The sequence below is a fragment of the Sinorhizobium sp. P24N7 genome, from assembly GCF_042436655.1.
GTDB lineage: Bacteria > Pseudomonadota > Alphaproteobacteria > Rhizobiales > Rhizobiaceae > Sinorhizobium > Sinorhizobium meliloti_A.
The window spans coordinates 318,027-343,978 of record NZ_JBHMIW010000005.1; the positions used below are offsets into that span (position 1 = coordinate 318,027).

At 62.8% G+C, this 25,952-nt stretch carries 22 protein-coding genes; 14 read left to right on the forward strand and 8 right to left on the reverse strand.

Translation table 11 applies throughout. The features are described from left to right. Nucleotides 1–106: 106 nt before the first annotated feature. Nucleotides 107–1,195, reverse strand: coding sequence for an AbrB family transcriptional regulator (locus ACFHWW_RS11035; protein WP_324761982.1), 1,089 nt, complete (start codon nucleotides 1,193–1,195; stop codon nucleotides 107–109). A gap of 246 nt (nucleotides 1,196–1,441) precedes the next feature. Here ACFHWW_RS11035 and ACFHWW_RS11040 point away from each other — a divergent pair, with 246 nt between their 5' ends. Next, nucleotides 1,442–2,569: an ATP-dependent RecD-like DNA helicase gene (locus ACFHWW_RS11040; protein WP_018095382.1), complete on the forward strand. Its 1,128-nt coding sequence runs from the start codon at nucleotides 1,442–1,444 to the stop codon at nucleotides 2,567–2,569. 261 nt (nucleotides 2,570–2,830) lie between these two features. Here the strand turns inward: ACFHWW_RS11040 and suhR are convergent, their stop codons facing one another. After that, on the reverse strand, nucleotides 2,831–4,732 hold the full coding sequence (suhR, locus tag ACFHWW_RS11045) for an RpoH suppressor SuhR (protein ID WP_379938197.1): 1,902 nt from the start codon (nucleotides 4,730–4,732) through the stop codon (nucleotides 2,831–2,833). Between the two features lie 388 nt (nucleotides 4,733–5,120). Here suhR and ACFHWW_RS11050 point away from each other — a divergent pair, with 388 nt between their 5' ends. The 5 genes from ACFHWW_RS11050 to ACFHWW_RS11070 are packed head-to-tail and all read left to right on the forward strand — an operon-like array spanning nucleotide 5,121 to nucleotide 12,132. Beyond that, nucleotides 5,121–8,195, forward strand: coding sequence for an ATP-binding protein (locus tag ACFHWW_RS11050; protein WP_379938199.1), 3,075 nt, complete (start codon nucleotides 5,121–5,123; stop codon nucleotides 8,193–8,195). Beyond that, a complete protein-coding gene (locus ACFHWW_RS11055) occupies nucleotides 8,179–9,408 on the forward strand; it encodes a YcaO-like family protein (protein WP_379938200.1) in 1,230 nt (409 codons plus the stop codon). The genes ACFHWW_RS11050 and ACFHWW_RS11055 overlap by 17 nt, the downstream gene beginning before the upstream one ends. Nucleotides 9,409–9,415: 7 nt before the next feature. Beyond that, nucleotides 9,416–10,198, forward strand: a complete 783-nt coding sequence (locus tag ACFHWW_RS11060) for a TfuA-like protein (RefSeq protein ID WP_338283935.1) — start codon at nucleotides 9,416–9,418, stop codon at nucleotides 10,196–10,198. 32 nt (nucleotides 10,199–10,230) lie between these two features. Next, entirely contained in the window at nucleotides 10,231–11,415 is a 1,185-nt protein-coding gene (locus ACFHWW_RS11065) for a hypothetical protein (RefSeq protein ID WP_275597695.1), read from the forward strand. Between the two features lie 21 nt (nucleotides 11,416–11,436). Further along, complete coding sequence (locus ACFHWW_RS11070) at nucleotides 11,437–12,132, forward strand: hypothetical protein (protein WP_379938202.1); 696 nt, start codon at nucleotides 11,437–11,439, stop codon at nucleotides 12,130–12,132. Nucleotides 12,133–12,160: 28 nt separating this feature from the next. Here the strand turns inward: ACFHWW_RS11070 and ACFHWW_RS11075 are convergent, their stop codons facing one another. The 4 genes from ACFHWW_RS11075 to ACFHWW_RS11090 all read right to left on the reverse strand — a co-directional run bounded on the left by ACFHWW_RS11075 (nucleotide 12,161) and on the right by ACFHWW_RS11090 (nucleotide 15,129). Further along, the gene (locus ACFHWW_RS11075) at nucleotides 12,161–12,514 is read right to left on the reverse strand and encodes an EF-hand domain-containing protein (RefSeq protein WP_100671634.1); all 354 of its coding nucleotides are present in this window, start codon (nucleotides 12,512–12,514) and stop codon (nucleotides 12,161–12,163) included. Between the two features lie 17 nt (nucleotides 12,515–12,531). Further along, on the reverse strand, nucleotides 12,532–12,771 hold the full coding sequence (locus tag ACFHWW_RS11080; protein WP_018095373.1) for a glycine zipper 2TM domain-containing protein: 240 nt from the start codon (nucleotides 12,769–12,771) through the stop codon (nucleotides 12,532–12,534). A 329-nt stretch (nucleotides 12,772–13,100) separates the two neighbouring features. Further along, the gene (locus tag ACFHWW_RS11085) at nucleotides 13,101–14,207 is read right to left on the reverse strand and encodes a hypothetical protein (protein ID WP_379938203.1); all 1,107 of its coding nucleotides are present in this window, start codon (nucleotides 14,205–14,207) and stop codon (nucleotides 13,101–13,103) included. Nucleotides 14,208–14,427: 220 nt separating this feature from the next. Next, complete coding sequence (locus tag ACFHWW_RS11090) at nucleotides 14,428–15,129, reverse strand: DUF899 family protein (protein WP_100671632.1); 702 nt, start codon at nucleotides 15,127–15,129, stop codon at nucleotides 14,428–14,430. 204 nt (nucleotides 15,130–15,333) lie between these two features. Between ACFHWW_RS11090 and ACFHWW_RS11095 the strand changes: the two genes are divergently transcribed. The 4 genes from ACFHWW_RS11095 to ACFHWW_RS11110 all read left to right on the forward strand — a co-directional run bounded on the left by ACFHWW_RS11095 (nucleotide 15,334) and on the right by ACFHWW_RS11110 (nucleotide 20,482). Then, on the forward strand, nucleotides 15,334–16,086 hold the full coding sequence (locus ACFHWW_RS11095) for a pyridoxine 5'-phosphate synthase (protein ID WP_379938204.1): 753 nt from the start codon (nucleotides 15,334–15,336) through the stop codon (nucleotides 16,084–16,086). A 244-nt stretch (nucleotides 16,087–16,330) separates the two neighbouring features. Then, complete coding sequence (locus tag ACFHWW_RS11100) at nucleotides 16,331–18,346, forward strand: acyltransferase family protein (protein WP_379938205.1); 2,016 nt, start codon at nucleotides 16,331–16,333, stop codon at nucleotides 18,344–18,346. A 137-nt stretch (nucleotides 18,347–18,483) separates the two neighbouring features. Then, nucleotides 18,484–19,872 (forward strand): PLP-dependent aminotransferase family protein, encoded by a 1,389-nt coding sequence (locus ACFHWW_RS11105; protein ID WP_379938206.1) that lies wholly within the window; start codon nucleotides 18,484–18,486, stop codon nucleotides 19,870–19,872. 187 nt (nucleotides 19,873–20,059) lie between these two features. Next, a complete protein-coding gene (locus ACFHWW_RS11110) occupies nucleotides 20,060–20,482 on the forward strand; it encodes a DUF983 domain-containing protein (protein WP_018095368.1) in 423 nt (140 codons plus the stop codon). 118 nt (nucleotides 20,483–20,600) lie between these two features. Here the strand turns inward: ACFHWW_RS11110 and ACFHWW_RS11115 are convergent, their stop codons facing one another. Next, entirely contained in the window at nucleotides 20,601–21,488 is an 888-nt protein-coding gene (locus ACFHWW_RS11115) for an SDR family oxidoreductase (protein WP_379938207.1), read from the reverse strand. A 164-nt stretch (nucleotides 21,489–21,652) separates the two neighbouring features. On the opposite strand from ACFHWW_RS11115, the gene ACFHWW_RS11120 reads away from it, so the two are divergent. Continuing rightward, entirely contained in the window at nucleotides 21,653–22,057 is a 405-nt protein-coding gene (locus tag ACFHWW_RS11120; protein ID WP_324761969.1) for a helix-turn-helix domain-containing protein, read from the forward strand. 104 nt (nucleotides 22,058–22,161) lie between these two features. On the opposite strand, the gene ACFHWW_RS11125 is transcribed toward ACFHWW_RS11120, so the two are convergent. Then, the gene (locus ACFHWW_RS11125; protein WP_324761968.1) at nucleotides 22,162–22,866 is read right to left on the reverse strand and encodes an aspartate/glutamate racemase family protein; all 705 of its coding nucleotides are present in this window, start codon (nucleotides 22,864–22,866) and stop codon (nucleotides 22,162–22,164) included. 200 nt (nucleotides 22,867–23,066) lie between these two features. On the opposite strand from ACFHWW_RS11125, the gene ACFHWW_RS11130 reads away from it, so the two are divergent. The 3 genes from ACFHWW_RS11130 (at nucleotide 23,067) to ACFHWW_RS11140 (ending at nucleotide 25,860) form a co-directional block, all read left to right on the forward strand. Then, nucleotides 23,067–23,531 (forward strand): Lrp/AsnC family transcriptional regulator, encoded by a 465-nt coding sequence (locus ACFHWW_RS11130; RefSeq protein ID WP_003533799.1) that lies wholly within the window; start codon nucleotides 23,067–23,069, stop codon nucleotides 23,529–23,531. A 134-nt stretch (nucleotides 23,532–23,665) separates the two neighbouring features. Further along, complete coding sequence (locus ACFHWW_RS11135; protein WP_379938208.1) at nucleotides 23,666–24,934, forward strand: NAD(P)/FAD-dependent oxidoreductase; 1,269 nt, start codon at nucleotides 23,666–23,668, stop codon at nucleotides 24,932–24,934. Nucleotides 24,935–25,017: 83 nt separating this feature from the next. Then, complete coding sequence (locus ACFHWW_RS11140; protein WP_379938209.1) at nucleotides 25,018–25,860, forward strand: MurR/RpiR family transcriptional regulator; 843 nt, start codon at nucleotides 25,018–25,020, stop codon at nucleotides 25,858–25,860. Nucleotides 25,861–25,952 lie beyond the last annotated feature (92 nt).

The window sequence follows — 25,952 nt, forward strand, 5'->3', positions numbered from 1 at the left end:
CTTCCTCAGATGTCTTCGACGAGAACCGCGCTCGGGCGGGTTCGAGGATAAGACACGGAACGCTACGGATTTATTCCCTCCGCAAGTAACGATTGTCGCGCTGGGTTTATGCCCGGTCGGCGACGAAGCGGGCGAGGGCGGGGCCGATCAGCGTGATGATGAGCAGACGGGTCGTCTGCAAGGCCATGACGAATGGCAGGTCGACGTCACTCGAGGCAGCGATGACGGCGATCGAATCGAGCCCGCCGGGACTGGTCGCGAGATAGGCGGTCAGCGGATCGGTCCCGGCGACCTTGACGAGCAACAGAGCGAGAAAGCCGGAAAAGGCAATCAGCACGAGGATGGAGACGATCGTCGGCATCAGAGCGCGCCGCGCATGCACCAGAATTGCCCGCGTGAAGCCGAGGCCGATATTCCATCCGAGCATCGCGAAAGAGAGCGCCAGCAGCCATTGCGGCAGTTCGATCGTAAGCGTTCCGGTAATGTTGAGGGCCGAGCCGATTGCAAAGGGCACGAGGAAGGCGCCGGCCGGGACACGCAGTATCTTGCCAAGGAAGCCGCCCGCGATTCCGACGGCGAGCGTCATGATGAAAGGCAGACCGGCAAGCGGGGCGAACCAGTGAGGTGCCGTTTCGGCTTCGACGCCGCTCACCCAGAGATGAGACACGATGGTCGCCGTGCTGGCGACGAAGACGACGCGCAGATATTGCATGAAGGCGACGAGCCGGGCGTCCGCGCCATAGGCATCGGCCATCAGCAGCATGGTCGAGGCAGCGCCCGCCGACGAGCCCCAGATCGCGGTCGTGCCCGGCAGGATGCCCATCCGGGTGATCGTCCAGCCGCAGAGCGTGCTGACGCCGATCACCGAAAGAATGATGGCGAGAAAGAGGAGCCAATTGCCGGAAAAGGTCACGAGAAGATCGGGACTCATCGAAGCGGCGATCATCATCGCCAGCACGACCTGAACGCAAAAGAAGAGTTGTCGCGGCAGCCGGATCGTTCCGCCATTCATGCCGACGAGCGCGCCGGCGATCATCGGCCCCATCAGCAGCCCCGCAGGAATTCCGATCATTTCGAGGAGGCCGGCGAAGACGGCGGAGAGCAGGGCCAGCAGGCACCACTGCCAAACGGCGGACAGACGTCCCAGTCCGCCGTTCCTGGGCAGCGTCGGGGTTGAGGGCTGTTCCGGCTTCAAGGTCATTCTCCGGCGGGCGGCGCGGCTTCCTGCACACTGTATGCAGCGCACCGTTGGTAGCAGGATCGGCCGCCCCGATTCAAGGTGCGGTGCAAAAAAAGTGCCACAGCCGTTTTGCCGGAAGTCGGCCACAAAGTCGTGGATTGCTGACGTGATGGCCTCGCGCAGCAGCACCGCACGAGCTTCGTTGGCTGGCCGGCCAAATCCGCACTTGCGCCGGGCGGCCGAATCCTGACACTCAAGGTCATGCAGTTCGCTCCGCAACAGGATGAGGCCCTGAAGGCCGTTTCGCAATGGTTGAAGGGAGGCCGATCTCAGCTCTTCCGGCTGTTCGGCTATGCCGGCACCGGCAAGACGACGCTCGCCCGCCATTTTGCAGAAAATGTCGATGGCGAGGTGGTGTTCGCCGCCTTCACCGGCAAGGCTGCACAGGTGCTGCGCTCCAAGGGGGCCACGAACGCCAAGACGATCCACTCGCTGATCTACCGACCGCGCGGCGAGGAGGAAGTGGAGGACGAGGAAACCGGCAAGACCTCGATTGCGCCGATGTTCGCGATCAACCGCCAGAGTCCGGTCGCGAAAGCGGCGCTGATCATCGTCGACGAATGCTCGATGGTGGACGAGGCGCTCGGCAAGGATCTGATGAGTTTCGGCACGCCGATCCTCGTTCTCGGCGATCCCGGCCAATTGCCGCCGGTTTCCGGCGGCGGCTACTTCACCAATCACGAACCGGATTTTCTCCTGACGGATATCCATCGCCAGGCCAGGGACAACCCTATCATCCAGCTCGCCATGCAGGTGCGCGAGGGCAAGGAGATCATGCACGGCGACTACGGCACCGCCCAGGTCATCTCCAAGGGGCAGGTGACACAGCCCATGGTGCTGGAAGCCGATCAGGTATTGGTCGGGACCAACAGGACACGGCGGCGCTACAACCAGCGGCTTCGCGAACTGAAGGGCTTTACCAGCGAATATCCGCAGTCCGGCGACAAGCTCGTGTGCCTTCGCAACGATCCGGCCAAGGGGCTGCTCAACGGTTCGCTCTGGCAGGTGATGAGTTCGTCAAAGGAGACGGTCAAGCCGGGGATCAACCTGATGATCCGCCCGGAAGACGACGACATGGATCGCGGCGCTGCCAAGATCAAGCTCCTGAAGGCGGCTTTCGAGGACGTCGAGGGCGAAATCCCCTGGTCCACGCGCAAGCGTTACGACGAGTTCGATTACGGCTACGCGCTGACCGTGCACAAGGCCCAGGGCTCGCAATGGAACAACGTCGTGCTTTTCGACGAGAGCTGGGCTTTCCGCGATACGCGCGAACGCTGGCTCTACACGGCGATCACACGCGCCGCCGAGCGGTTGACGATAGTCCGGTGAAGCCTCGGCCTTCCTTATGCCTCCGGCGGTTTGCCCTTCGCCTTAAACCCTCTCCGTTTTCGACGGGGAGAGGAGACCTGCCCCGCAAATCGCCGGCAGTCTGTTGGCACGGACGCTTGTAGTCAGTCCTTCGCCCCGCTTGCCGGGAGCAGGTGCCGGCAGGCGGATGAGGGACTGTCACGCGCTCCTGACCTCAGCGCATCCGATAACGCGCGACGCTGTAGCGGAAATTGTAGTTTCAAACTTTCGGTCGTTCACCCTTTAATAAGTCGGTGCTATCTGTAATTGTGGCAGCGGCCGCGGCGCCGTCTTCGTCAGATCGGGGCCTTCACCGCTCCATTTCTCTCCCTCGCCGATCAGCTTTTCGAGAAGCTGCGCCGCCTCTTCGCGCTCCGCCTTGCTTGCAAACCGGTAGGAGGGAGGCTTCGACGTAGGGTCGCGGGCGAGAGCGTAGGCGGTCTCGTAGCCGGGGATCTTCGGTTGATAGGCGTCGCTCGCGGCAATATCGATTGTGTAGCGCTGGAGTGCCGAGGCGAGATTGCGCCAGCGGATCCAGTAATGGTTCTCGAAGGAGAACCGGGCGAATGCCTCGCCGGCGGCCGTGCCTTTTTTCGAGACGGTCGCGAGGACCTCTTTCGACATGGCGAGGTTCAGGCCACCTTCCTGTGGGCTCAACGAGACATGGACGATGCGTTCGCGATGCCCGGGCGCGCGCGACTGGAGGAGATCGCGCCAGTTCTGCATGGTCGCGACGATCGCAAAAACGAAGGCGCAGAGTTCGTGAACTGCCGACTTGTGTGCAATCGGCTGATAGTGCCGCTGCCATCCTTGCCGGTTGTTCTCCGGCAGAAAGACCTCCGGCCGCGAGCCGGTATCGGAGGTTCCCGGATAAACGAGATTGATGGCGAAGGTGGGCCATCGCGGCAGCGCCCGGTCGAAGAGGTGGATCGGGAAGTTGCTGCTGATGCCGCCGTCGGAGAACCAGCAGATCCGGAACGCGGCGGGCCTGGCCCTGCGCTTCTTGCCGCCGGTGGTCAGCGCTTCCGTGCTGTCCAATACGGTCTTCTGTTCGTCCTCGTCCGAAGTCGTATCTTCAGCTTCGTTTTCTCCGTCGGATTCCGGCGGGCTTTCGCGGCGGGCCGGCTCATGCAGCGGCACGGCGCTGATCAGGAGGGGGAAGCTGAGGCTCATGCGCGTTGCGACGAGCACCGGCATGTCGGCGCCATGCGGTAGCAGATAGTGATCCTCACCCGCCACGGTGACCGGCTCCCCGGCCTTCTCTACCATCCAGTCGACGACGATCTTCGGAAAAAGCGCTTCGAATTCCGTGCGCCTGAACCAGAAAAGCGCGCTTTCGAACGGCAGGCTGCGCGGTTCCTGGTGCGATATGCCGGTCGTGATCATCTTCAGGGTGACGGCCCGGTCGGAGCCCGGTTCGCCGGGGTAGCGCTCCGCCGTCCAAAGATCGCCGAAGGTGAGGGGCTGGTCCGAAGCCTTGCCGGACAGTGCCTGCAGGGTTTCATGGAGCCAATCGGTCAAGACCATCTTTCCTGGGCGGGCGGGCTGATCCGGTGCCGTGCCGGTACAGAGGCCCATCAGATTGCGGCGCAGGACACGAGCGATGCGCAATACCGAGAACACCGCCCCTCCCAGATAGGCGCAGACCGCAGCCGGTAGAGCCGCCGCTATCATGCCGGTTTGCCCCCCGACAGCATAGGCAAGACCCGTGAGTGCCGCGAGCAGGAGCAGCGTTTCGACGGGTGCGATGAGCACGACGCTTCCAAGAAGCGCAAGGCCTTTGCGAAGAACGCCGGCGTTGCCGGCGAGTGTGACGAGCAAACGGAATGCCTGACCTGCGCCGGCCGCAGGCTGGAGGAGGCCGTTGATGAAGCCGGGAGAGGCGAGGTTCGACGATGCCTTCGCAAGGCCTTCGAAACCGACGTGCTCCTCTGGTTGAGCGATCGCCGCCTTCACCTGCTTCCGCCGATCTCCGACCGCGGCCGCCGCACAAGCCGCAGCTGCGATCGCCCCGGCCGACGTGCCGCCGATATTCTTGAACCGGTAGTCCCGCGCAAGCGCCAGAGCGGCATTCGGGTAGACGATACCGCTGGTGATGCCGCCCTTCATGACGAGATCGCAGTATTTCGCGGGAGTGCGTGCCATCGATCGTCTCCTGATGCAGATGTGACGAAAAACCATCCTCCAGGCGCCGGGTGCCTGCGCCGCCTCTTGCAAGGTTGCGCTCAAACCGTGCGGCAATCCAGTAGCGCCTGCGGTTACGGCGTGGTCCTTGCAGCACAAGAAGGCGCGTCTTAACGCTCATCGAAGGGGAAAGGTTGCCCGGCTGCGCGTTTTGCAACTGCCCGCCGATTGACATTGCCCTGACGGGCAATCAGCCTTCCCCGAGTCGGTCCCGACACCGCGTGCAGTCAGGGGTGATATTTTCCGCACTCAGGTCGGGATCACGTCGGAAAAATGCGAGGCAGACAGGTCGCCCTTAGGCAGCGCCGCGTATCTGAGCGGACCTGGCAGGCGAATGCGGGAGTGGTGCATGCTGCGCGAGAGCCGGACCAAAACACCACGAGGAGCGGCCGAGCGTGGGAAGCGCCCGGGCGGCTCTTCCGTGCGTGGCGGCGAGCGGCGTATCGTCACGGCGCTTTGCTATGACCTGGTCGGGTCGACCGATCTGATGCACGTGATGGATATCGAGGACTATCAGGAACTGATGTCCGCCTTTCAGCTCGCTTCCAAACAAGCGATCGCATCGCATTCCGGCGTGATGCAGCATGAGGCCGGCGACGGCGGTGTTGCGCTCTTCCCGATCGAACTAGAGGCGAAGGACGCCGCCTCGCTCGCAATCCGCGCTGGGCTCGGGATCGTAGAGGCCTGCAAGCGCGTCGGCCGCGAGGCGGGGCAGGACGATCTCCAGGTCCGCGTGGGCATCGCCACGTCGGTAGCCCTCGTTCGCGAAGGATCCCGCGAAGGCTGGACTCGGGAACCGGTCACAGGCGCGGCGCTTGCCATGGCTGCCCGGTTGCAGGCCATCACGGCCCCGAACAGCGTTCTGGTCTGCGAGGAGACACGTCACCTTGCCGGCAGATCCCATGCCTTCGTGTTTCAGGGCAGCAAGGAGCTCAAGGGCTTTGCGGCGCCCGAGAAAGTCTGGCGCGCGCTCGGTCATAAATTGGGAGTGGACCGCTTCTATGCCTTCGGACGGATGGGCGGGCCGCTTATCAACCGCGAGAACGAACTGAATACCATCGGGCAACTTTGGGATGGCGTCCTTGCGGGACAAGGCTCCGTGGTCCTGATCCAGGGGGACGCCGGCATCGGCAAATCGCGTCTTCTCAGGGAAATTCGCAGGCGGACGCGCGCCAAGCGTTCCAAGCTTCTCTTCTTCCAGTGCCTGCCCGGCGGTTTCCGCTCGACACTTCATCCTCTCTTGAACAATCTCCCCGAGGCGGCGTCGGGGAGCGGAGGGCAGATGGGTCCGACGGCCGCTGCGGTGGCGGCGCTGTTCGAACGCAACGGTATCAGGGACGCCGAGGTCGTCGATGTCTTCTCCTACCTGCTCGGGGCGCAGGGCAGCCGTCTGCAGTCGAACGAAGATCCGAAGGCGATCCGCGAGAAGGCTCATCGCGCCATGCTCCGTGCATTGGAAGCCGTGTGCCGACGCGGGCCGGTGGTGGTGGCTGTCGAGGACGTCCACTGGATCGATCCGACATCCCGTGACCTGCTTGGCGAAGCTGCGAGGATCATTGCAAAATTCCCCGTCTTGCTCGTTACGACGTCGCGTCCTTCCTATGCTTCGGAATGGCTCGACGCCGCCAACCCGACGCGGCTTCCGTTGCGGCCACTTGATTCGGACGAAACCAGGCTGGCGATAAAGGCAAAATGGCCGGAGCACCGCCTGGCGCTGCTTCCCGATCTCTTCGATGCGACCGAACGGATATCCGGTGGCGTTCCGCTCTTCATCGAGGAGATCTGTCAATGGGTGTCGCAAAATGTCGAGCCCGACACGATGCGCCTGTCGGAGAGCGCCAACCCGTCGCATGTGTCGGCGTTCGAGTCGATACTGGAATCCCGCCTGCAGCAGCTCGGCACGGCCAGGGAGGTCGCGCGCGCGGCGGCAGTCGCCGGCACGCAGGTGACGTTGCCGCTGCTTCGGGCTCTGTTACCCGATTTCGGCAAGAGCGCGCTTGCGAACGCGGCCGATACTCTCTGCGAGACGGGATTCCTGACGCGGATAAGGGTGCCGGGGCGCACCGCCTACGGCTTCCGGCATACGCTGATCCAGGAGACGATCTACAATGCCGTGCTGCGCAAGCAGCGGCAGGTGCTGCATCGGCGGCTCTTCACAGCGGTCGACCAAAATCGTGGCATGGCGGCCTGGATCGATACCGGCGCGCTTGCCGAGCATGCGGAAAGGGCGGGGCTTGTCGAAGAGGCCGTTTCCTTGTTCATCGCCGCAGGGAAGGAGAGTTCGAGCCGGTCCGCAATGATAGAGGCGAGGCAATTTCTGGAACATGCCCTGGATCTTTGCGGCCAATTGAGCGAGAGCGACACAGCCGAACCTCTGAAGCTTTCGGCGTTGACGGCCCTCGGTCCGATTTTGCTAGGAACGGTCGGCCTGAGTTCCGACCCCGCGCGAAGGCTTTATGAGGACGCGGTGGAGATCGCCCGGCGACGACCGATGTCCGAGCAGTCCCAATGGTTTCCGATATATTGGGGTTGGTGGCTTACCGGACAGGACTTCCGTATCATGCACGACCGTGCCCTGGAGGTGCGGTCGATGCTGTCGAAGGCCAACGAACCGGAAATCCAGCTCCAGGTCAACCACTGCATTTGGGCGATCGATTTCAATCTCGGCCGCCATCGGGAAACGCAGGAGGCGATCAAGGCCGGCCTGGCGCTCTATGACGAGAAGCGCGCCAAAGAGAGCCGAACGGAATTCGGCGGGCATGATGCGAAGGTTTGCGGCCTCGGCCAACTCGCGCTCTCCCTATGGCTCACGGGGCGCACGAAAGCCTCGGACGCGGCGCTATCGAGAATGATCGCTTTCACGGACCGGATAGCGCATGCGCACAGCAAGGCACACTCCCTGGATACCGAAGCGGTGTCTGCTTTTTACCGGGACGATTTCGAAAGGCTCGTCGAGGTTTCGGCACGAATGGCGGATTTCGCAAAGCGGCACAAGATGCAGTCCCTGTCCGGCCTGTCGATTCTCTTCAGCGGGTGGGCCGAGGCGCACCGCACGAGCCTTGCGAGTGGCCATGCCACCTTTCAAAACGGCCTGGCGCTTCTGCGCGAACTTGGGACGGTGGCGGATCTGCCGATCTATCTCTGCATGCACGCTACCTTGCTGGGTCTCGCCGGCAAGATCGAGCCGGCGATCGACATCGTTAACGAAGCGATCGGTAGGGGGGAGGAAACCGGCCATGCCTATTGGCTGGCGGAGTTGCACCGATGCCGCGCCATTCTCCGGGCGCGGGCAGGCGAGCGTAAGGATGCCGTCGCCACAGACCTGCGGTGCGCCGTTGAAATCGCGGAAAGCCAAGGGGCGACGGCGCTCATCAGGCGAGCGAGGCATTCGATGCGGGAGTTCGGCATTGCCATCGGGCGTTGAACGAAACGGTGCGAAGTCGAACGAGGGCGCACGCGGCCCCCTCGCTGATCTCTATGCCTCGTTCGTGTCCGCGCGGAAGGCGCCCTTTTCGGATGATCTGGTCGAGGGGAGCCTGGAGCGCTGTCTCGCCGCCCTGCCGCCACTCTGCCGCCGCGCGCGCATCACCCGCCTCGGCGATCTGACGGGGCTCGACCGCATCGGCCTGCCGGTGATGCAGGCTGTCCGCCCCGCCGCGCTTTCAGAGGTCACGTCTCTCGGACGGGGCCTGTCGAGAGCGGAGGCGGCAGTCGGCGCTCTGATGGAATCGCTCGAGCGTTATTTCGCCGAGACCATTCCGGCGGAGCGGACCTTTCTGGCGACGGCCGACCAGCTCGAAATCGCCGACGACCTTTTTGACAACCTCGTGGTTCCGCAGTGGCGCGGGAAATGGCGGCAAAGGACAATTGCGTGGATCGACGGTATCGATGTCGTCGGCGGCTCGGCGCACCCGGTGCCGCTGGAACTTGTGCATACGTGCTACAGCGAACCGCAGCCGTCCCATGACGGCGTCTTTCTGCGAACAACCACCGGGCTTGCCTGCCATACGAGCCCCCATGGTGCTTTCCTGCACGGATTATGGGAATGCCTTGAACGGGACGCCATCGCACGCGCATTCGCAACACACGGCTTCTTCGACCGGTGGCGCATTGCGCCCCACGGACTCGGTGACGGGGTGGATCATATCCGATCGCTCGCGGGCGCTCGCGGGATATCGTTTGCACTGTGGCGCGCTCCGTCGCCGGCGGCTGTTGCCGTCGTCTGGTGTCAGACGGTCGAGGCCGGGTTCGGGGAACCGATCCTTGCGTTGCCGACGGAAGGCTACGCCGCCGGGCCCAGCATCGAAATGGCGGCGGCGAGCGCAATGCTGGAGGCGCTCTCGGCAAGGGCAGGGGCGATCTCCGGCGCCCGTGACGACCAGACGAGGGAACATTACCGCAGGAGCACCGATGCCGCGGTGGCGAAGGCCCGCGAGCTCGTCCTCGCCGATGCGGCGGCCAAGCCGGCAGAGCCGACGCCCGCGGCGACTCCGGATCCCGGTACATTGGTAGACCGGGTGGTCGAAGCCGGTCTTGGACCTGTGCTGGCCATTCCCGTGGGCGCCGACGAGGAGGCGGGTGTCCATTGCGTGCGAACGGTTCTTCCCGGAGCCTCTCCCTTTTTCGTCCTGCGATGAGTGTGCGATGGCCGGCCGAGGCGACAATCCGATCCTAGTGTTTCTCGGTCCGACGCTGCGTCTTGCCGAGGCGGAGAAAATCCTCGACGCGATTTATCTGCAGCCGGCCGCCCAGGGGGATGTCCTGCTTGCGGCACATGCCTTTCGACCGCGGGCCATGATTTTGATCGACGGCCAGTTCGAAGACAGACCGGCTGTCCGGCACAAGGAAATTCTCTGGGCCATGGCGCAAGGGATCGTCGTTATCGGCGCCGCCAGCATGGGCGCGCTCCGAGCCGCGGAGCTTGACGCTTTCGGCATGATCGGTCTCGGTCTCGTCTACAGGTGGTATCGTCGCTTCGGACGTGGTCCACTTTCCAACCCTGCCCCCGACGATGCGGTCGCGGTACATTCGGGGCCGCCGGAACTCGGCTTTCCGCCTTTGACGGATGCACTTGTCGACCTGGAGCGAACCTTTTCCGCGTGGTGGCGCCTGGGTGTCGTCAGCCGTTCGGAACGCGAGAGACTTACAACGTTTGCGCGAAATCTGAACTTCCGGGAGCGCTCGCTTTCTGCGGTCTTGCATGCCGCGGGCTGGGCTCAGGAGAGAAGCAAGGAACTGCGGGAGCAGATGATCGGACAGAAGAGGCACGACGCGATCCATGCACTACAGCAAGCGCCAAGCCTTCTGGAGCAGCATCGCGGCACGCAGCAAGATGGCGACTGGATCGCGACAAACACCTTCCTCCGCGACCTGGAAGCAGGCGGCATTGACTCGAATTTGGTGAACACCTATAAATTGAAACCATAATTTAGGCATTTTCATCCGGGGGGCAGTGTGCGATGCGTCTGCTTCGAGACGAAGCCCTCGAGTCCGGCGATTCCCGTCTGGGCACGCGGTTCTGGATTTTCCCTCAGCCACCCTTCATTCCGGGCTATGAAAAACCGGACCGCGTCTGGCTGCCCATACCGAGGGATGAGATCGGCGAAGGCCCGAGCGACGCGACGATGTATGTCGTCGATCCGCTCGATGACAAGGAACCCTACGGCTTCGACCGGCTGCCGCCGTTTCACGGCGCCGCTCGCGCACCGGTGGGACCGGGTCCGGATCGCCATTTCGACAACCTGTCTCCCGACTCCCGGGCGTTCCTGCCTGTGCATGCCTATGCCTGTGTCCACTTCGTTCTCAACATCTGGCAGAGCTATCTGGGCAGACCGGTCCGCTGGTTCTTCGATCAGACCTTTCCGCGGCTGGAGATCGTTGCCTTCGTGAATTGGGACAATGCCCAGGCGGGCTACGGCTTCCTGGAGCTTGGCTGTTCCGACATCGACGGAATAAGGCGGCCCTATGCGCTCAATTTGGACACCATCGCTCACGAGACCGGACATCTCATTCTCCTTTCTGAAACCGGCATTCCGACGGCTGTGTCACATGGAGGCGACTTCTTCGCTTTTTCCGAGGCCTTTTCAGACCTTGTGTCGCTGATCTCGTTCCTGCACTTCGATTCCGCGATCGACAGGCTGCTCAGGCGGACGAAAGGGAACCTCCTTCTCTATAACGAGCTCAACCGCTTCGCCGAGACGAGTCCGGAAACCCAGATCCGTCTCGCCACGAATTTTCGCCGCATGTCAGAGGTCACGCGCGAGGTGCATGACCGCGCACTGCCGTTCGTGGGCGCAATTTTCGACTCGATCGTCGAGCTCTATCATCGCGAGCTTGTGGCACGCGACTGTGCCGACATACGGCTGCTCGATATCGACCTCCGGCATCTGGAGCAGGATGATTTCGACCGGTTCCGTCAGGCAACGGCAGAGGCTTTCCGGATCAAGCCGATGATCTTCGGACTTGCGCTGCGGTCGGCCCGCGACGCGGTTGGGCAGGCGCTGGCAGCCTCGCTGCGGTCGGTCAATCCGGACACCTTGCGGCTGGATCAGGCCGCGGCCGCTGTCGTCGCGGCTGCCGATGGAACGGCCGCCGGAGTTCTGGAGGCGAATTTCGCATGGCGTGAAATCATCAGCTCGAGATAGGGGACAGAAAAGGAGAGGAAGATGAGCAATTGCAGCAGCCATCCCGGGGTGGGCAAAGAGCCGGACGGCCTGTCCAAACCAATCTACGATACCTACAATCCGAGCGAAGTACGTCTCTACGGGCGACCGGCAACGCGAGAAGAGATATTCAAGATCACGGACGAGCAGATCCGGCAAAGAATCAAGTCGTCGCTACGCGAAACTTCGCTTCGGGACGAAGACCTGAATACGCTGGTGAGAATAGTAAAGGAGGCGGCGATCGGAACGGTCGACAACGACGTTCTCGCCGGTATCTTAAAGCAGCAGATCGTCCTCGCCATTTTCGATGATGAGCTGAAGTTCAGTCAGCTTCCGGTCAGCGTCAACATACCGGCGAAGAATTTCGAAAGGGGCGGCGAACGATACATCAAGAGCATCGGCGTGATATACGGCTATGCCTATGAGGGGCATTGTTACAAGTTGCCGAAGCCGCAGATCATGTATCTGCCGGAAGAGCCGCGGGAGATCCTCGGCGGGGATTGCGGATGCGACTGCGGATATGTTCCCGAACTCGGCTACGCCGTATGGCAGATCGACAAGCTAGAGCGCGTCATTGCGCTGGACGTCCGCTCCGACGACGTGAAGACCCTGGTGCTCGACGAGAACATGCCCGGCAGCCGGTCGCCCATGGCCTATGCGCAGGTCATGGCGTTGGCTCCGCAACGGCATCGCGACTGAACATCCTTGGCCGAGCGGCGGCGCTGCCCTATTGGAGGCTGCCGTCGCCGCTTCTGTCGGCTGATTTGAAGTCGGCCATGACCCTGTTGAGGAACTCGGTTCGGCTGAGCTTCCCGTCGCGATCGGCGTCGGTCGCGGCAAATTGCTGCGCGTTCAGAACCTGCGCCACTTCTTCCGAGCGCAGGCTTCCGTCCTTGTTCCTGTCCAGGTTCGCGAAGGCCGAGGCCATGAAGGCCTGGTATTCCGGCCGGTCGACGGCGCCGTTCCCGTCACGGTCGAGACGATTCATCTGACCCTGGTTCATGGCCAGCGGCTGATCCTGCGCCGCTGCTGCAATCACCTGGCAAAGCGCGAACACCGCCACGAGGACTGGTCTCTTCATCACCCCGTTCCTTTGGGTCAGGTGCAGGTCAGGGCGCTGCCCGCCGCGCTGCCGAGTACGGCACCGCCGCCCACGGCCCAGAGTTGTCCGGTTCCCGATCCGATGGTCGCGCCGGCCAGACCACCGACGACCGCGCCACCGACGGTGCCTGCGATGCAGCCGAACTCACCGGTCCGCCCCCCGGTCATCGAGGCGGTTTGGCAGCCGGACAAGGCGAAGCAGGCTGCGAGAGCGAGAGCGATCGTGCAATTCTTCATTTCTTCCTCCAAGCATTTCGCCCGTATCAAGTACAGATCGTAGGAGGCGCCATCGAGTGGCGTCGAATGGAAAAGGGCTTCCGAATAACTCCTTCCCAAGAAGAGGGTTCTTCTGTTCCATCGGAAGCTGCCCTTCGGCAGAACACGCGGTCCATCCGGAAAGACGTGCGGACTAACGGCAAATACTACCGCTGCCTATGCGTGAAAACAACTCTCGGGCCAGTTGACCACCGATCACCAATGGCAACATATGATGTGGGCCGTGATTATGCCGGGTCATATTCCCGCTCAGCGGCGTCCCACCGGATGAAGAACGCCCTGTGAAGAGTTCAGTGACCCTTGATCTTGTGCGGACTGCTGACCGAGAGGATGAAGAAGGGCTCGTCGCCCTTGAGCGGCTTTAGTTTCTGCTGACAGTTCCACGCCTCCTGGAAGCTCTCGCGCGTCAGCAGCTTGCGGTACTGAGCGGTCGCCGACATGCATCGCATCAGCGTGCTTTGCAGGCCTTCCAGTGCGGCATGGGCATAGATTTCGCCGTCCAGGGCAAAAAGCTGTGCCGCAAGCGAGGTGCTTTCGTAGAGAATGTCGGCCTCGCTATCGAGCCGGTCCGCTGTAATGAAGTCCTGGCGCAGGGGGATGCCTTCGCCGTCATGGGAAAGCGTGACCCGGATGCCGGCCGCAGGCGCATCATACCAGGTGAGCGCTATGGAGAATGCAAGCGCCTGATTGCCCGAAACCGACGCACGGCCGCCGTCGGACGCGGTTGCCTGCCCGAGCGTTCCGTGACGAAGCGCCGCCTCGCGCAACTGCGCGGCAAACCGTCGGGTGCTCTTGTGCTGCGGGCCGGTCACGCTGATGCTGACAGAGGGAAGGCCCCTGACGGCGGCCATAGGACCATTGACGAGCTTGGCCTCGGCATCGATCTCGAGCGACATTTCCGACGCCGGCAGAGGAACGAAAAGGAGAAGCGGCAGCACCGTGAGCACGGCCCAGGGAGAGGAGAAGGGGGCGGGCTGCCAGGGCGGCCTGCGCCCGGACTGCCGGCTGCGGGTGCCTGCGGTATCGTGACCTGAAGACACAGGCACACTGGACGACCGCCGGCGATACTCCGGCACATAGGTCCCCTTCGGCATGGCGATCTGCCATTCTTCGTCTGCGCCGTCCGTTTCGTAAAAGGTCTTTAGCAGCTTGCGCAGCTTGCCGGCATGGACGCGGACAAGCGGATCGCTGTCCGCATTGAATGTCTGGCTGCGTCCGAAAACATCGATGGCAATCGAATAGCCCTTCAACTGGGCGCCTTCACCGAGGATCTCCTTTTCCACCACATAGGCGAGAAACGCGCGCAGCCGCTCGGAGCGTTGAAAGCCCTTGCTATCGAGAATCCGGGCGAGCGCTCGCCGGATCGTCTCATTGCATGGCCTTTCGGCTGGCGTCATCGATGGCTCCAATAAAAGATGCGGCTCAAATTGTTTTAGAACATAAGCAACCTTAGCCTGATTCGAAACTTAGGCCCAAAGATGGTGGTTGTCAGGCCGCGCGTCAAAAAGTCCGCGTTTCGGGCTCCGCAGCAGAAATGCGTGGATTGGCGGGCGCGCAAGGCCGTCGCCTGCACGGTCCTCTATGGACGGGCAGGCGAGGGCGCCTAAAACGGCGCGATCACTGGCCGCTGCTATATTCGAGTTTCGGGTACCAGTCGGCACCTCGTCCCTCTGGCGTGGTGTCGAGCAGGGTCCATAACGGGTCGGGATCGGGTGCGCCGCGCGGATCCTGGCCCGGATCGGCCATCTCGCCGCTGATCTCCGCACTCCAGAAGTGCCGGATCTTTCCGTCTCTCCGCGTGAAGACGGTATAGCCCGGAACGTCCTCATCCTCGGCACTGACATAGTCTCGGGTGAAGGCGCCGTCGCTATCGGAATAAACCTTCAATTGCGTCCAGCCGCGGGCCTTCTTTGCGGCGAGCAGTCTCTCCACGGGCGAACGGGCGACCATGGCGAGTGCCACGCGTTGCTCGATATCGGGCACCTTGCCCTCCCAGCCGGCCATCAGGGAGGTGCACATGGGGCAGGGTCTTTCGCGCTGCGGCCCGAACATATAGCTGTAGATGATGAGGGTATCCTTGTCGCCGAAGAGATCGGCAAGTGTGACGGTTCCGCTCTCACTCTCGAAACGGTAGGTCTTGGTCACTTCGCCGCCCGGCGGCAATCGCCTGCGCAGCTCCGACACCCGCTCGATGTGGCGCCTCAATTCGATCTCCTCGGCGAGAAGCGCGTTACGCGCCCGGCGGTAGTCGGGACTTTCGTTGGGAAAGCGGGCGCGGTTACGCGCTGCCAGTTCCGTAGCGGTGGTCTGCATCGTCATGATCACTCTCCTCCGGTTGCTGCGGCATCAATCAATCATCGGCGGTAACGTTGATATCAACCTATCTGATCGCTGTCAAAGAGGCGTCCTGTGACGGGGCCGGGCAAAGAGCGATTTCGGTTTCCTGAAAACTGCGGTAGAACAGCAGCGTAGCCATCATTCGGCCCCTCGTTCAATTGGGGCGTTTCGTCCGAAAGTTCCGATATGCCTGCAAAGCTCTCCGTAAATCTCAATGCCATTGCCATGCTGCGCAACCGGCGCGATCTCCCCTGGCCGTCTGTGACCGGCCTCGGCCGCACCGCCTTGCAGGCGGGAGCGAGCGGACTGACCGTCCACCCGCGCCCGGACCAGCGGCATATCCGCTTTTCCGATCTCCAGCCGATCCGCGACCTGATCGACGACGAGTTTCCGGCTGCGGAATTCAACATGGAGGGCTTTCCGAACGAGGCGTTCCTCGAACTGGTCGAGCGGCACGAACCCGAGCAGGTGACATTGGTGCCGGACGATCCGGCACAGGCAACCTCCGATCACGGCTGGGATTTTCGCAAGAGCCATAACCTGCTCGGCAACGTCGTCGGGCGGCTGAAAAAGAGAGGTTTCCGCGTTTCGCTGTTTGCCGACGGCGTTCCCGACCCGGAGGCGCTGAAGCTTGCCAAGGAGACCGGGGCCGACCGTATAGAGCTCTATACCGGACCCTATGGCGGCTGTTACGACGATCCGGAAAAGGCGGAGCGGATCGCGATCGAGCTGGGCCGCACCGCGGAGATCGCGATCGGCCTTGGTCTGGCCGTCAATGCCGGCCACGACCTGACCGTCGCCAACCTGCCATTGCTCGTCAAACGCATTCCCGAACTCGCCGAGGTTTCGATCGGACACGGGCTGACGGCCGATGCGCTCGAATACGGAATGGCCGAGACCGTACGACGCTTCCGCCGCTCCTGTGGCGAGACGGCTTAGGGCGACGGATTAGTAGCTCGGCGCGCCTCTTGTTGCGTGTCGCTTTGACGAGGGATTTTCGCGCGTACCTCTTTTGATGTGAAGCTGCGCGCGCCGACTGCGGGCAGCTGAGGCCAAAAAAAAGCGACGGATCAACGTAATTGAGTTCAGTTCGGGCTCCACTTGTATTATAGAGGTCACACTACAGCGTTATCGATCAAGTTATTTCGAATAAATTTATTGCAGGTGCTCGAGGATTGCTCAGATGGAGTACCGAAAGGATATTGACGGGCTGCGAGCGATCGCGATCCTGCCGGTAGTTTTGTATCATGCCGGCATTCCGGGTTTTTCCGGCGGGTTCGTGGGCGTCGATATCTTTTTCGTGATATCGGGGTTTCTGATCACGGGAATACTCCATAAGGATCTGGCCGAAGGTCGCTTTTCGCTTGCTACGTTTTACGAGCGGCGTGCCCGCCGAATATTGCCGGCGCTCTTCGTCGTCGTGGCGACGTGCCTTGCTGCCGGTGTGCTTCTCCTTCTGCCGGACATGCTGGTCGGCCTTGCGCGTTCGGCACTGGCGACAATGATGTTCGCCTCGAACGTCTGGTTCTGGTTCTCCACTTCCGACTACTTCGCTCCAAGTGCGGATCTGGAACCCCTGCTTCATACCTGGTCGCTGGCTGTCGAAGAGCAGTTCTACATCGTCCTGCCGCTGCTCCTCTGGTGGCTCTACGGGAGGCCGCGCAGGGCCGTTCTCGGTGCGCTTGTCGGTCTCTGTATCTTCTCCTTCCTGCTTTCCGTCTGGGCGACGGGTCCCTATCCGCAGGAGAGTTTCTATTTTGCTCCGACACGGGCCTGGGAACTTGGGCTCGGTGTGCTGCTGGCGCTCGGCGTGTTTCCGGCCTGCCGGAACGCGTATCTGGTCGAGGCGATCGCGCTGTCGGGGATCGCGGCAATCTTCATCGCCGTCGCGCTCTATAGCGCCGCGACGCCATTTCCAGGCATTGCCGCCGCGCTGCCATGCTTCGGAGCCCTGGCGTTGCTCTGGTCGGGCGAGCAACGGCAGACGGCCGTAGCGCGCATTCTGTCCAGCCCGGTGCCGGTGGCGATCGGCCTCGTCTCCTATTCGCTCTACCTTTGGCACTGGCCGATCATCGTTTATTTTCGTTTGACCCTCGGTACGCTGGACCTTCCTTACGCGCAGGCTTCGCTTGCGATAGGCCTTTCCTTCGCCTGTGCCTTCGCGAGCTGGCGTCTGGTCGAAAGGCCCTTCCGTCGTCGGCCGCCGATTGGAATTTCGCGGCAACGCATTTTCGCCTCCGCGCTCGCCGGCGCTGCCGTCCTCTCGGTCGTTTCAGCAGTCGTAGACCTGCGGGAGGGTTTTCCGGAACGCCTTCCGCAGGATGTCCGACTTGCCTATGCCGGCAGTCGCGATATCGACGCGCGCCGCGGGCGGTGTGACGGCAAGCTGCCTAAGGACGGACTGTGCCGCATCGAAGGCGAAGCAAGTTCGCCCTCGGATCGGAGGAACGACGTGCTCCTATGGGGTGACTCCCATGCAGGGGCGCTTTTGTCGGGCCTCGATTTCCTGATGGACGGCCGGAAACGAGGCGGCGCGGTCGCCTTCAAGGGCGCATGCCCGCCGATCCTCGGCGTGCAGCGGGTGGATCAGAAACACAGCGGAGATTGCGTCGCCTTCAACGCGGCCATCATGGCGATGCTGGAACAAAGCGATGATTTTCCGATCGTCGTCCTCAGCGCACGTTGGCCGCTCGCAGCGAACGGTAAACGATATCCCGGGGAGACGGGACGCCCCGCAATCCTCGACCGTCTGGATTTCGAGGAGGCGAGCCTTGGCACCGCCGGAAACTACGCGATTTTCAAGAGCGAGTTTTTGAGGACGGTTCGGGAGATCCGCGACACCGGCCGGCGCGTCGTCATCGTGGATGGGATACCGGAGATCGGCTGGTCTGTTCCGCACGCGTTGGGGCTGCACCGCCTCATCGACGCCGACCTGCCGCCTCCGCCAACGCGGCAGGCAGTCGATGCACGCAGCGCGAAGGCCAATTCGGTCCTGGCCATTGCCGACGAGGACCTGGGCGTACAGCGCGTCAGTGCAGTGCCGCTCCTCTGTAATCCGGTCTGCGCTGTCGAGAAGAACGGCATTCCCTTATATTCCGACGACGACCACCTCAGCGTCTACGGTGCGATGACCATCGTGCCGAGGATGTTTAAGGATCTCATGCCGAGCGACACCAATCGCCGGCTCAGGCCCGGTTAGTCGTATCGCCGGAAAGCCGCGCGCTCCAGCTCTGTCTACCAGGACGATCTTGCGCGCCAAACTCCGTCCATGCAATATCCATACATTGTAAGACTCGAAAGGCTACGAGGGACGTGGATCGCGTGGAGGTTTCCTGGATGCCGGCGCTCGGTCAAGCGCGAGGACCGCTGTATCTCGCAATTGCCGACGAGATCGCCGCGGACATCGCGGCGGGTCGACTTGAGGGTGGAGTGCGCCTGCCGCCGCAGCGCGCGCTGGCGGCCGCGCTCGGCATCGACTTTACAACCGTCAGCCGCGCCTACAACGAAGCGCGCCGGCGCGGTTTGGTCGAGGGTCGCGTGGGGCAGGGTACCTACGTCACGGCTCGGCGCCGGAGCGCCGCACGTCCCTCCTCGGGCGGTCTGGCGGGCGGCCTGCTGGGCGGTCTCGTCGACATGAGCATGAACCTGCCGCCGCTCTTCGACGACCCCGCCCTGTCGGAGAGAATGTGGACGGATGTTGCGCCTCTCGACCAGCGTGATCCCGAACTGCTGATGCGCTATCAGCCCGTCGGCGGCACGGAGCGGGACAGGGCTGCCGGTGCAGCCTGGCTCAAGCCGCGGCTCGGCGACCTTCGAGCCGACCGCTTGGTCGTCTGCACAGGAGCGCAAGGGGCTCTGCTTGCGAGCGTCGGGGTGCTGGCGACGAAGGGCGACAGGATCTGCGCCGAGGCGCTCACCTATCCCGGCCTCCGCTCACTGGCGGCGCATATGGGTATCGAGCTCGTGAGCGTCCGGATCGACCGAAACGGGATATTGCCCGACGCGTTCGAGGAGGCGTGCGCCCGGCACAAGCCGAAGGCGCTTTACTGCAATCCGACCCTTCACAATCCCACGACCGCGACGCTTCCGCTCGAGCGCCGCGAGGCGATCGTGGCGATTGCACGCCGTTACGGCGTGGCCGTGATCGAGGACGACGCCTACGGCGCCTTGCCCGCAAACCCCGTTCCGCCACTGGCCGCGCTCGCGCCGGACCTCGTCTTTTATATAGCGGGGCTTGCCAAGTGCCTCTCGCCGGCGCTCCGCATCGCCTATCTCGTCGCGCCCGATCGATCGGCGGCAGTCCGCCTCGAAGGCGCGATCCGAGCGACAGTCGGCATGACGTCACCGCTTTCGGCGGCTATCGCCACGCGCTGGCTGGAGGAAGGAACGGCGCAAGCGGTTCTGGGAGCGATCCGCACGGAAGCCGGCGCGCGCCAGCAGATCGCGATCAAGAGCCTCGAGGACGCCGATCTTCTCACCGATCGCGAGGGGTTTCATCTCTGGCTGAAGCTGCCCCCCCGTTGGAATCGCGGCGAGTTCACGGCGCAGCTGCGAACGGCGGGGATCGGCGTCGTCGCCAGCGATGCCTTCGCGATCTCCGACCCACCGGAAGCCGTCCGGCTCGGTCTGGGGTCTGCGCGGACACGCGATGAACTGCGGCACAGCCTGGAGGTCATCGCCGGTCTCCTCGCTCAGTCGCCGGCGGCCCGAAACCTCATCGTTTAGCGGTGATACTCCCGTGCGAAGGTACTGCGTGGAATTGCCGCGCCCCCGTATGCATACAATTTATTGTTCTTGTATGGTTTGTATGTCATCTTTTGGGGATCGCCGAAGCGGCCGGTGCCTGGTCGACGGGAACGTCTCGCAGGCTTGCGGGTTTGCCGGGGCATGCAGAAGACTGAAAGGAAGAACGATGTCGGATCATGAGTGGCCGCCTCTGTCGCCGCTGCATACGGGATTACGAGGTCGCTGCCCCCGTTGCGGCCAGGGACATTTGTTCGATGGTTTCCTGAAGCTCAGGCAAGGATGCGAAGTCTGCGGCCTGGACTATTCCTTCGCCGATCCCGCGGACGGTCCTGCTTTCTTCGTGATCTGCTTTGCCTGCGTGCCGAGCGTGTTTCTCGGCGTGTGGCTGGAGGTACAATACAGCGCACCCCTTTGGGTCCATCTCCTGGTCACCGGGCCGTTCATGTTCCTGACCTGTATTCCGCCGTTGAGGCCGTTAAAGGGCTGGTTGGTGGCGAGCCAATATTTCTACAAGGCCGAGGAGGGCAGGGTAGCTCGCCGGGCCGCAGCGTCCGCGCCGCAGAGTTCGAGCGAGACCGCCTTGCGCTGAACGCCGACCTCCACCCTCGATTAGCCGGATCGCAATTCCTACCGGAAAGCTGCGTATTCTTCCTGCTCCCGCTTTAAACGAGGCCCGGCCGTATGCCAGGCCTCCCGCTTCCTCATGATCAGTGGACGAGTGCTGACTTATTCGCCTCCAGAAAGGAGGCGAGGTCGATGGGGGGCCTTCCGGTAAGCCCGGCGGTGTCGTCGGTCACGATGTCGAAATGTCCTTTGCGGGCATTGGCGTCGAAGGAGACGAGGATCGGGACGAAGAAGTCCGGCAGACCCGCATTCTTGAGACCGCCAGCCAATGCCTCGTCAGTGACATGGACGACCTCGAGCGTCTTGCCGGTGGCCTTGGCAACAAGGTCGGCGATCTCGCCGGTTGTGAGGGCCTGCGGTCCGGTCAGGGTGTAAGTGCGGCTTTCGGTCGAGCTTGACTGGAGAGCGGAAGCGGCGGCGGCGGCAAGATCACGGCGCCCGATGTGGGAAATACGGCCATCGCCGGCGGAGGAGAACCATTGTCCTGCCGCGAGTGCGTGCGGGAGCGACAGGAGGAGGTTTTCCATGTACCAGGCGTTACGCAGGATCGTGTAGGGAATTCCCGTCGCCTTGATGGCTTCTTCGGTGCCGAGATGATCGGACGCGAAAGGGATCACCGAGGTTTCCGGCTGCGGCATCGACGTATAGAGGATGTGCTTCACCGCCGCCTTCCTGGCCGCTTCGACGGCGGCAAGGTGCTGCTTCAGACGCTTGCCTGGTTCGTCGAGAACATCCGTCGAAATGATGAGTATGCGGTCGGCGCCGGCGAAGGCCCGCTCGAGCGAGGCCGGATCGTCGAAGTCGGCGGCACGGGTCTCGACGCCCTTCGCTGCGTAGTCCGCCAGTTTGGCGATGTCCCGGCTGGTGGCGGTAATATCGGCCGGCTTCGTCTTGCCGGAGGTCAGGAGCGCATCGAGCACGAGTTTGCCGAACTGTCCGGCGGCGCCGGTTACGAGCAGTCTTCCAGACATGTTTTTCCTTTCGTTTCCACTCCAGCGCGTTGTTCAGCATGTCCTGTCGACATGAGCTCATCCCGAAAGCTGGTCTCTTTTTGAGAGTTGCTCTTATCCCGTGATCTGCTAAGAGCTGTAAAGGAGGCAGTTTTTTCTGCCGTGGTTACGGAAAGGGTACCGACATGACCAGGGCGTCGGGCACGTTGAAGGGCGAGCGGGTGGCAGTCGTCTGCGGCATGCCTATGGACATCGACAATTGTCCGGTGCGGGACGTGATGGACAATATCGGCGGTAAGTGGAACTCGCTGATGATTCTATCGCTCGCCGACGGTCCTTTGCGCTTCTCGCAGCTCAGGCGGCTCATCCCGGACATTTCACAGCGGATGCTGACCCAGACGCTACGCGATCTGCAGCGTGACGGTTATCTGCGCCGTACCGTTTACCCGACGCAGCCCCCGAGCGTGGAATACGGCCTCACGGATCTCGGGCGCTCGTTTCTTGACGTGCTAAGGGTCTTCGTCGACTGGTCGCTGGAGAACCACCAGGCTATCCGGCAGGCGCGGGCGGAGTACGACGACACGCCATAGGCGGATTGTCGCCACAGGCCTGTGGCATCGCCACACTCATGCGATCGGTATTGCTCTCGGTGCTGCGGTGGGCCTGCTATATCAGCGCCTTTCGGCGGTGCAGCTTACTGCCGGTCGCCAAGCGAGAATTCGACCGCCGCCTCCGCATGGATGGCGGTGGAATCGAAGCCCGGGAGCGGCAATTCGGCCGGATCGAGAAGCAGGCAGATTTCGGTGCAGCCGAGAATGACGGCGTCCGCACCCTCCGCCTTTGCTTTCTCGACGAGCCCGATCATTGCCGAGTGCGAGACGTTCAGCACCTGGCCGGCGCAGAGCTCGTCGAAGATCACGTTGTGAGTGAGTGTCCGGCCATCCGCATCGGGTACCATCAGGTCGATATCATGTGTGTTCATGCGCTCGGCATAGAAGCCGTGTTCCATGGTGTAGCGTGTGGCGAGCAACAGGGGCTTGCGGCTGCCGGCGGCCTTCAGGCGCAAGGCCGTTTCGTCGATGATGTTGATCAACGGGACGTCGACGGAGGCACGCACCGCGTCGGCAATGATGTGCATGGTATTGCTGCAGATCAGGATGCAGTCCGCGCCGCCGGCGACGAGCCCGCGGGCGACATCGGAGAGAAGCAGGGCGGCGTCGTCCCAATGGCCGGCTCTCTGCAGGTCCACAATCCCCTGGAAGTCGACGGAATGCAGAAGCACTTCCGCCGAATGTAATTTGCCGCGTCGCTTGCGCACGGCCTCGTTGACCAAGCGGTAATAGACTGCCGAGCTTTCGAAGCTCATGCCGCCGATGAGGCCGATTTTCCGCATTTCCATCGTCGTTCCTGCTGCTGCCCTTTGGCCGTCGGGAACGCTTCGCCACGTTCCCCGTTCCATTGCTAGATTATCGTGCGGGCCCGGTTGCATGTGTTTGCTTTGATCGGCGCTTGGCCAGATTTTAGCAAGCCATTTGCGCCCGAATCCGAATGCCGCGAAAAATTTCGGCGCACTCTATGGCAAGAGCAAGGAGTCGGAGCGTGCTTGACGAGAGAGACCGGAAGCTGCTCATGCTTCTGCAGCAGGATGCGAGCGTCGCCATGGGCGACCTTGCCGAGAGGGTGAGTCTTTCGCTTTCCGCCTGCTCGCGGCGCATTCAGCGGCTGGAGGAGGCCGGCTATGTCACCCGGCGCATCGTCGTACTCGACCGGGAAAGGATGGGCGTGCCGACCACGGTTTTTGCGCTGATCAAGACGGCGCATCATTCCGACGACTGGATCGAAAAGTTCCGCAGGGCGATCAGCGACATTCCGGAGATCGTCGAGGCGCACCGGCTGACCGGCAATTACGATTACATCGTCAAGGTGGTTCTGCCGCGGGTCGAACACTACGACGTCGTCTACAAGCAGATCGTGCGGAAGGTGGAGCTTTTCGACGTTTCCGCGTCGATTTCGATGGAAGTCCTGAAAAGTGGTACCGCAGTGCCCGTCGGCTATGCGGAGTAGGCCGCCGAAACGTCCGGCGAAGACCATTCGCGGATGCAATGCAGCCATGCCGGGCAACGGCTTGCGCTCCCGCGTGTGGAGTTCAACAGTGTTGCCAGCTCGATGTGAGCGGATGAGGAACAGGACGGAAGACCATGCAGGAAAGACATCATGTCGTCGTGGTCGGCGGAGGTTTCGGCGGGCTGCAACTCGTCAACGACCTCAAGGGTGCGCCGGTCAGGGTCACGCTGATCGACCGGCGCAATCATCACCTTTTCCAGCCGCTGCTTTACCAGGTGGCGACCACGGTGCTCGCAACCTCCGAGATCGCATGGCCGATCCGCCGGCTCTACCGCGACCGACAGGAGGTGACGACACTGCTCGGCGAGGTAGGGGGCGTCGATACGACTGCGAAGGAAGTGACGCTCGTGCATGGGCAATCGATCCCCTACGACACCTTGGTCCTGGCGACCGGCGCAACGCACGCCTATTTCGGCCATGACGAATGGGCGGCGGTCGCGCCTGGGCTCAAGACCCTGGAGGATGCGACGACCATTCGCCGCCGCGTGCTCATCGCCTTCGAGCAGGCGGAGGTGGAGGAGGACCCCGCCAGGCGCGACGCACTGCTGACCTTCACGATCATCGGCGCAGGACCGACCGGGGTCGAGCTTGCGGGCATCATTGCCGAAATGGCCCATAGAACGCTGCCCGGCGAGTTCCGCCGGATCGATACGCGTCTGGCCCGCGTGGTGCTCGTCGAAGCCGGCCCGCGCATTCTTCCCGCCTTCAGCGAGGAGCTTTCCGCCTATGCTTCCCGCGAACTGGAGAAGCTTGGCGTCGAGGTGCTGACGGGCACGCCGGTGACCGACTGTACCGAGGAGGGGGTCACGATAGGCGAGAGCTTCGTCGCGAGCCGGACGCTCGTCTGGGCGGCCGGGGTCCAGGCCTCGCCCGCCGCCAAATGGATCGGCGCCGACGTGGACCGCGCCGGCCGCGTTAAGGTCGGGCCCGATCTGACCGCGCCGGGTCATCCGGACATCTTCGTCATCGGCGATACGGCATCCGTCATCCAGGAAGACGGCAAGCCGGTGCCCGGCATCGCGCCCGCGGCCAAGCAGCAGGGGGCCTACGTCGCCCAGGTGATCCGTGGCCGCTTCACGGGCTCTCCGGCTCCGGGGTCGTTCCGCTACCGGCACCAGGGAAGCCTGGCCACCATCGGCAGGCGCGCGGCGATCATCGATTTCGGCCGGATCAAGCTCAAGGGCTCGCTTGCCTGGTGGATCTGGGGCATTGCCCACATCTATTTCCTGATCGGTACCCGCAGCCGCTTTGCCGTGGCCTGGAGCTGGCTATGGACATATCTGAGCGGCCAGCATAGCGCCCGACTGATAACGCAGAAGGATACGCTTCGGGAGGAGAGGTGACCGCGGGGCGGATCTTCCATCTATTGCCAAGGCCGGACGAAAATCGGACAGTCCCGTGAAACGACAGTTTCATGGGAGTGCCAATGGCCGCCAAAGAACGTTCCTTCCTCGCTCGTGTCCGCGAAATTCTACCCGAGTTGCACCCGGCCGAGCGGCGGCTTGGCGATTTCCTCTGTGATTTTCCGGGGGAGATAGCGAGCTATTCCGCGCAGGAGCTGGCGGCTTTGGCCCATGTGTCGAAAGCGACCGTATCGCGCTTCGTTCAGCGCCTCGGCTACGAAAACTACGAGGAAGCGCGGCGGCACGCGCGCGCGGACAAGCAGACCGGGTCGCGCCTTTTCCTGGCAACCGCCACCGATGCCGACGGCCGGCAATCGGTCGCAGCGCATGTCGCACAGGGCGTCGCCAATCTCGAAGCCACGTTCCTTGCGATCGGCGAGGCTGAGATCGATGCGGCTGCCACGGCCATCCTGGAGGCCCGCAAGGTGTGGGTCATCGGCTTTCGCGCCAGCCATTCCTTTGCGACCTATCTGCAATGGCAGCTCACGCAGGTGATCGAAAACATCGCTGCCATTCCCGGAGGCGGGCAGACGCTCGGCGAGCATCTGGTCAGCATCGCGTCCGACGACGTCGTCGTTCTCTTCGGCCTGCGGCGCCGCGTCGCTCTGATGGAGCAACTCATGGCGCAGGTGGAAAGAACCAAGGCGAAGTTGCTCTACATCACCGATGAAGGCGTGCCTCTCCTGAGCGGTGCGGCTTGGCACTTCCGTTGCCAGACCCTGGCGCCGGGGCCGCTTTTCAACCATGTGTCGGTGATGGCGCTCTGCCATCTCCTGACCACACGCTGCATCGAGACCGCAGGCGTTGCCGGCCGGAACCGGCTGCGCGGTATCGAGGTACTGAACGACACGCTGGAAGAGCTGTAAGCCCGCGCAGTACGGATCGCAACGGCTTGGCGCACGAAGCTCGCCATCGATAGGCCCCTGCCGGAACGCCTTGTTCGTGGAGGCCAAGCCTG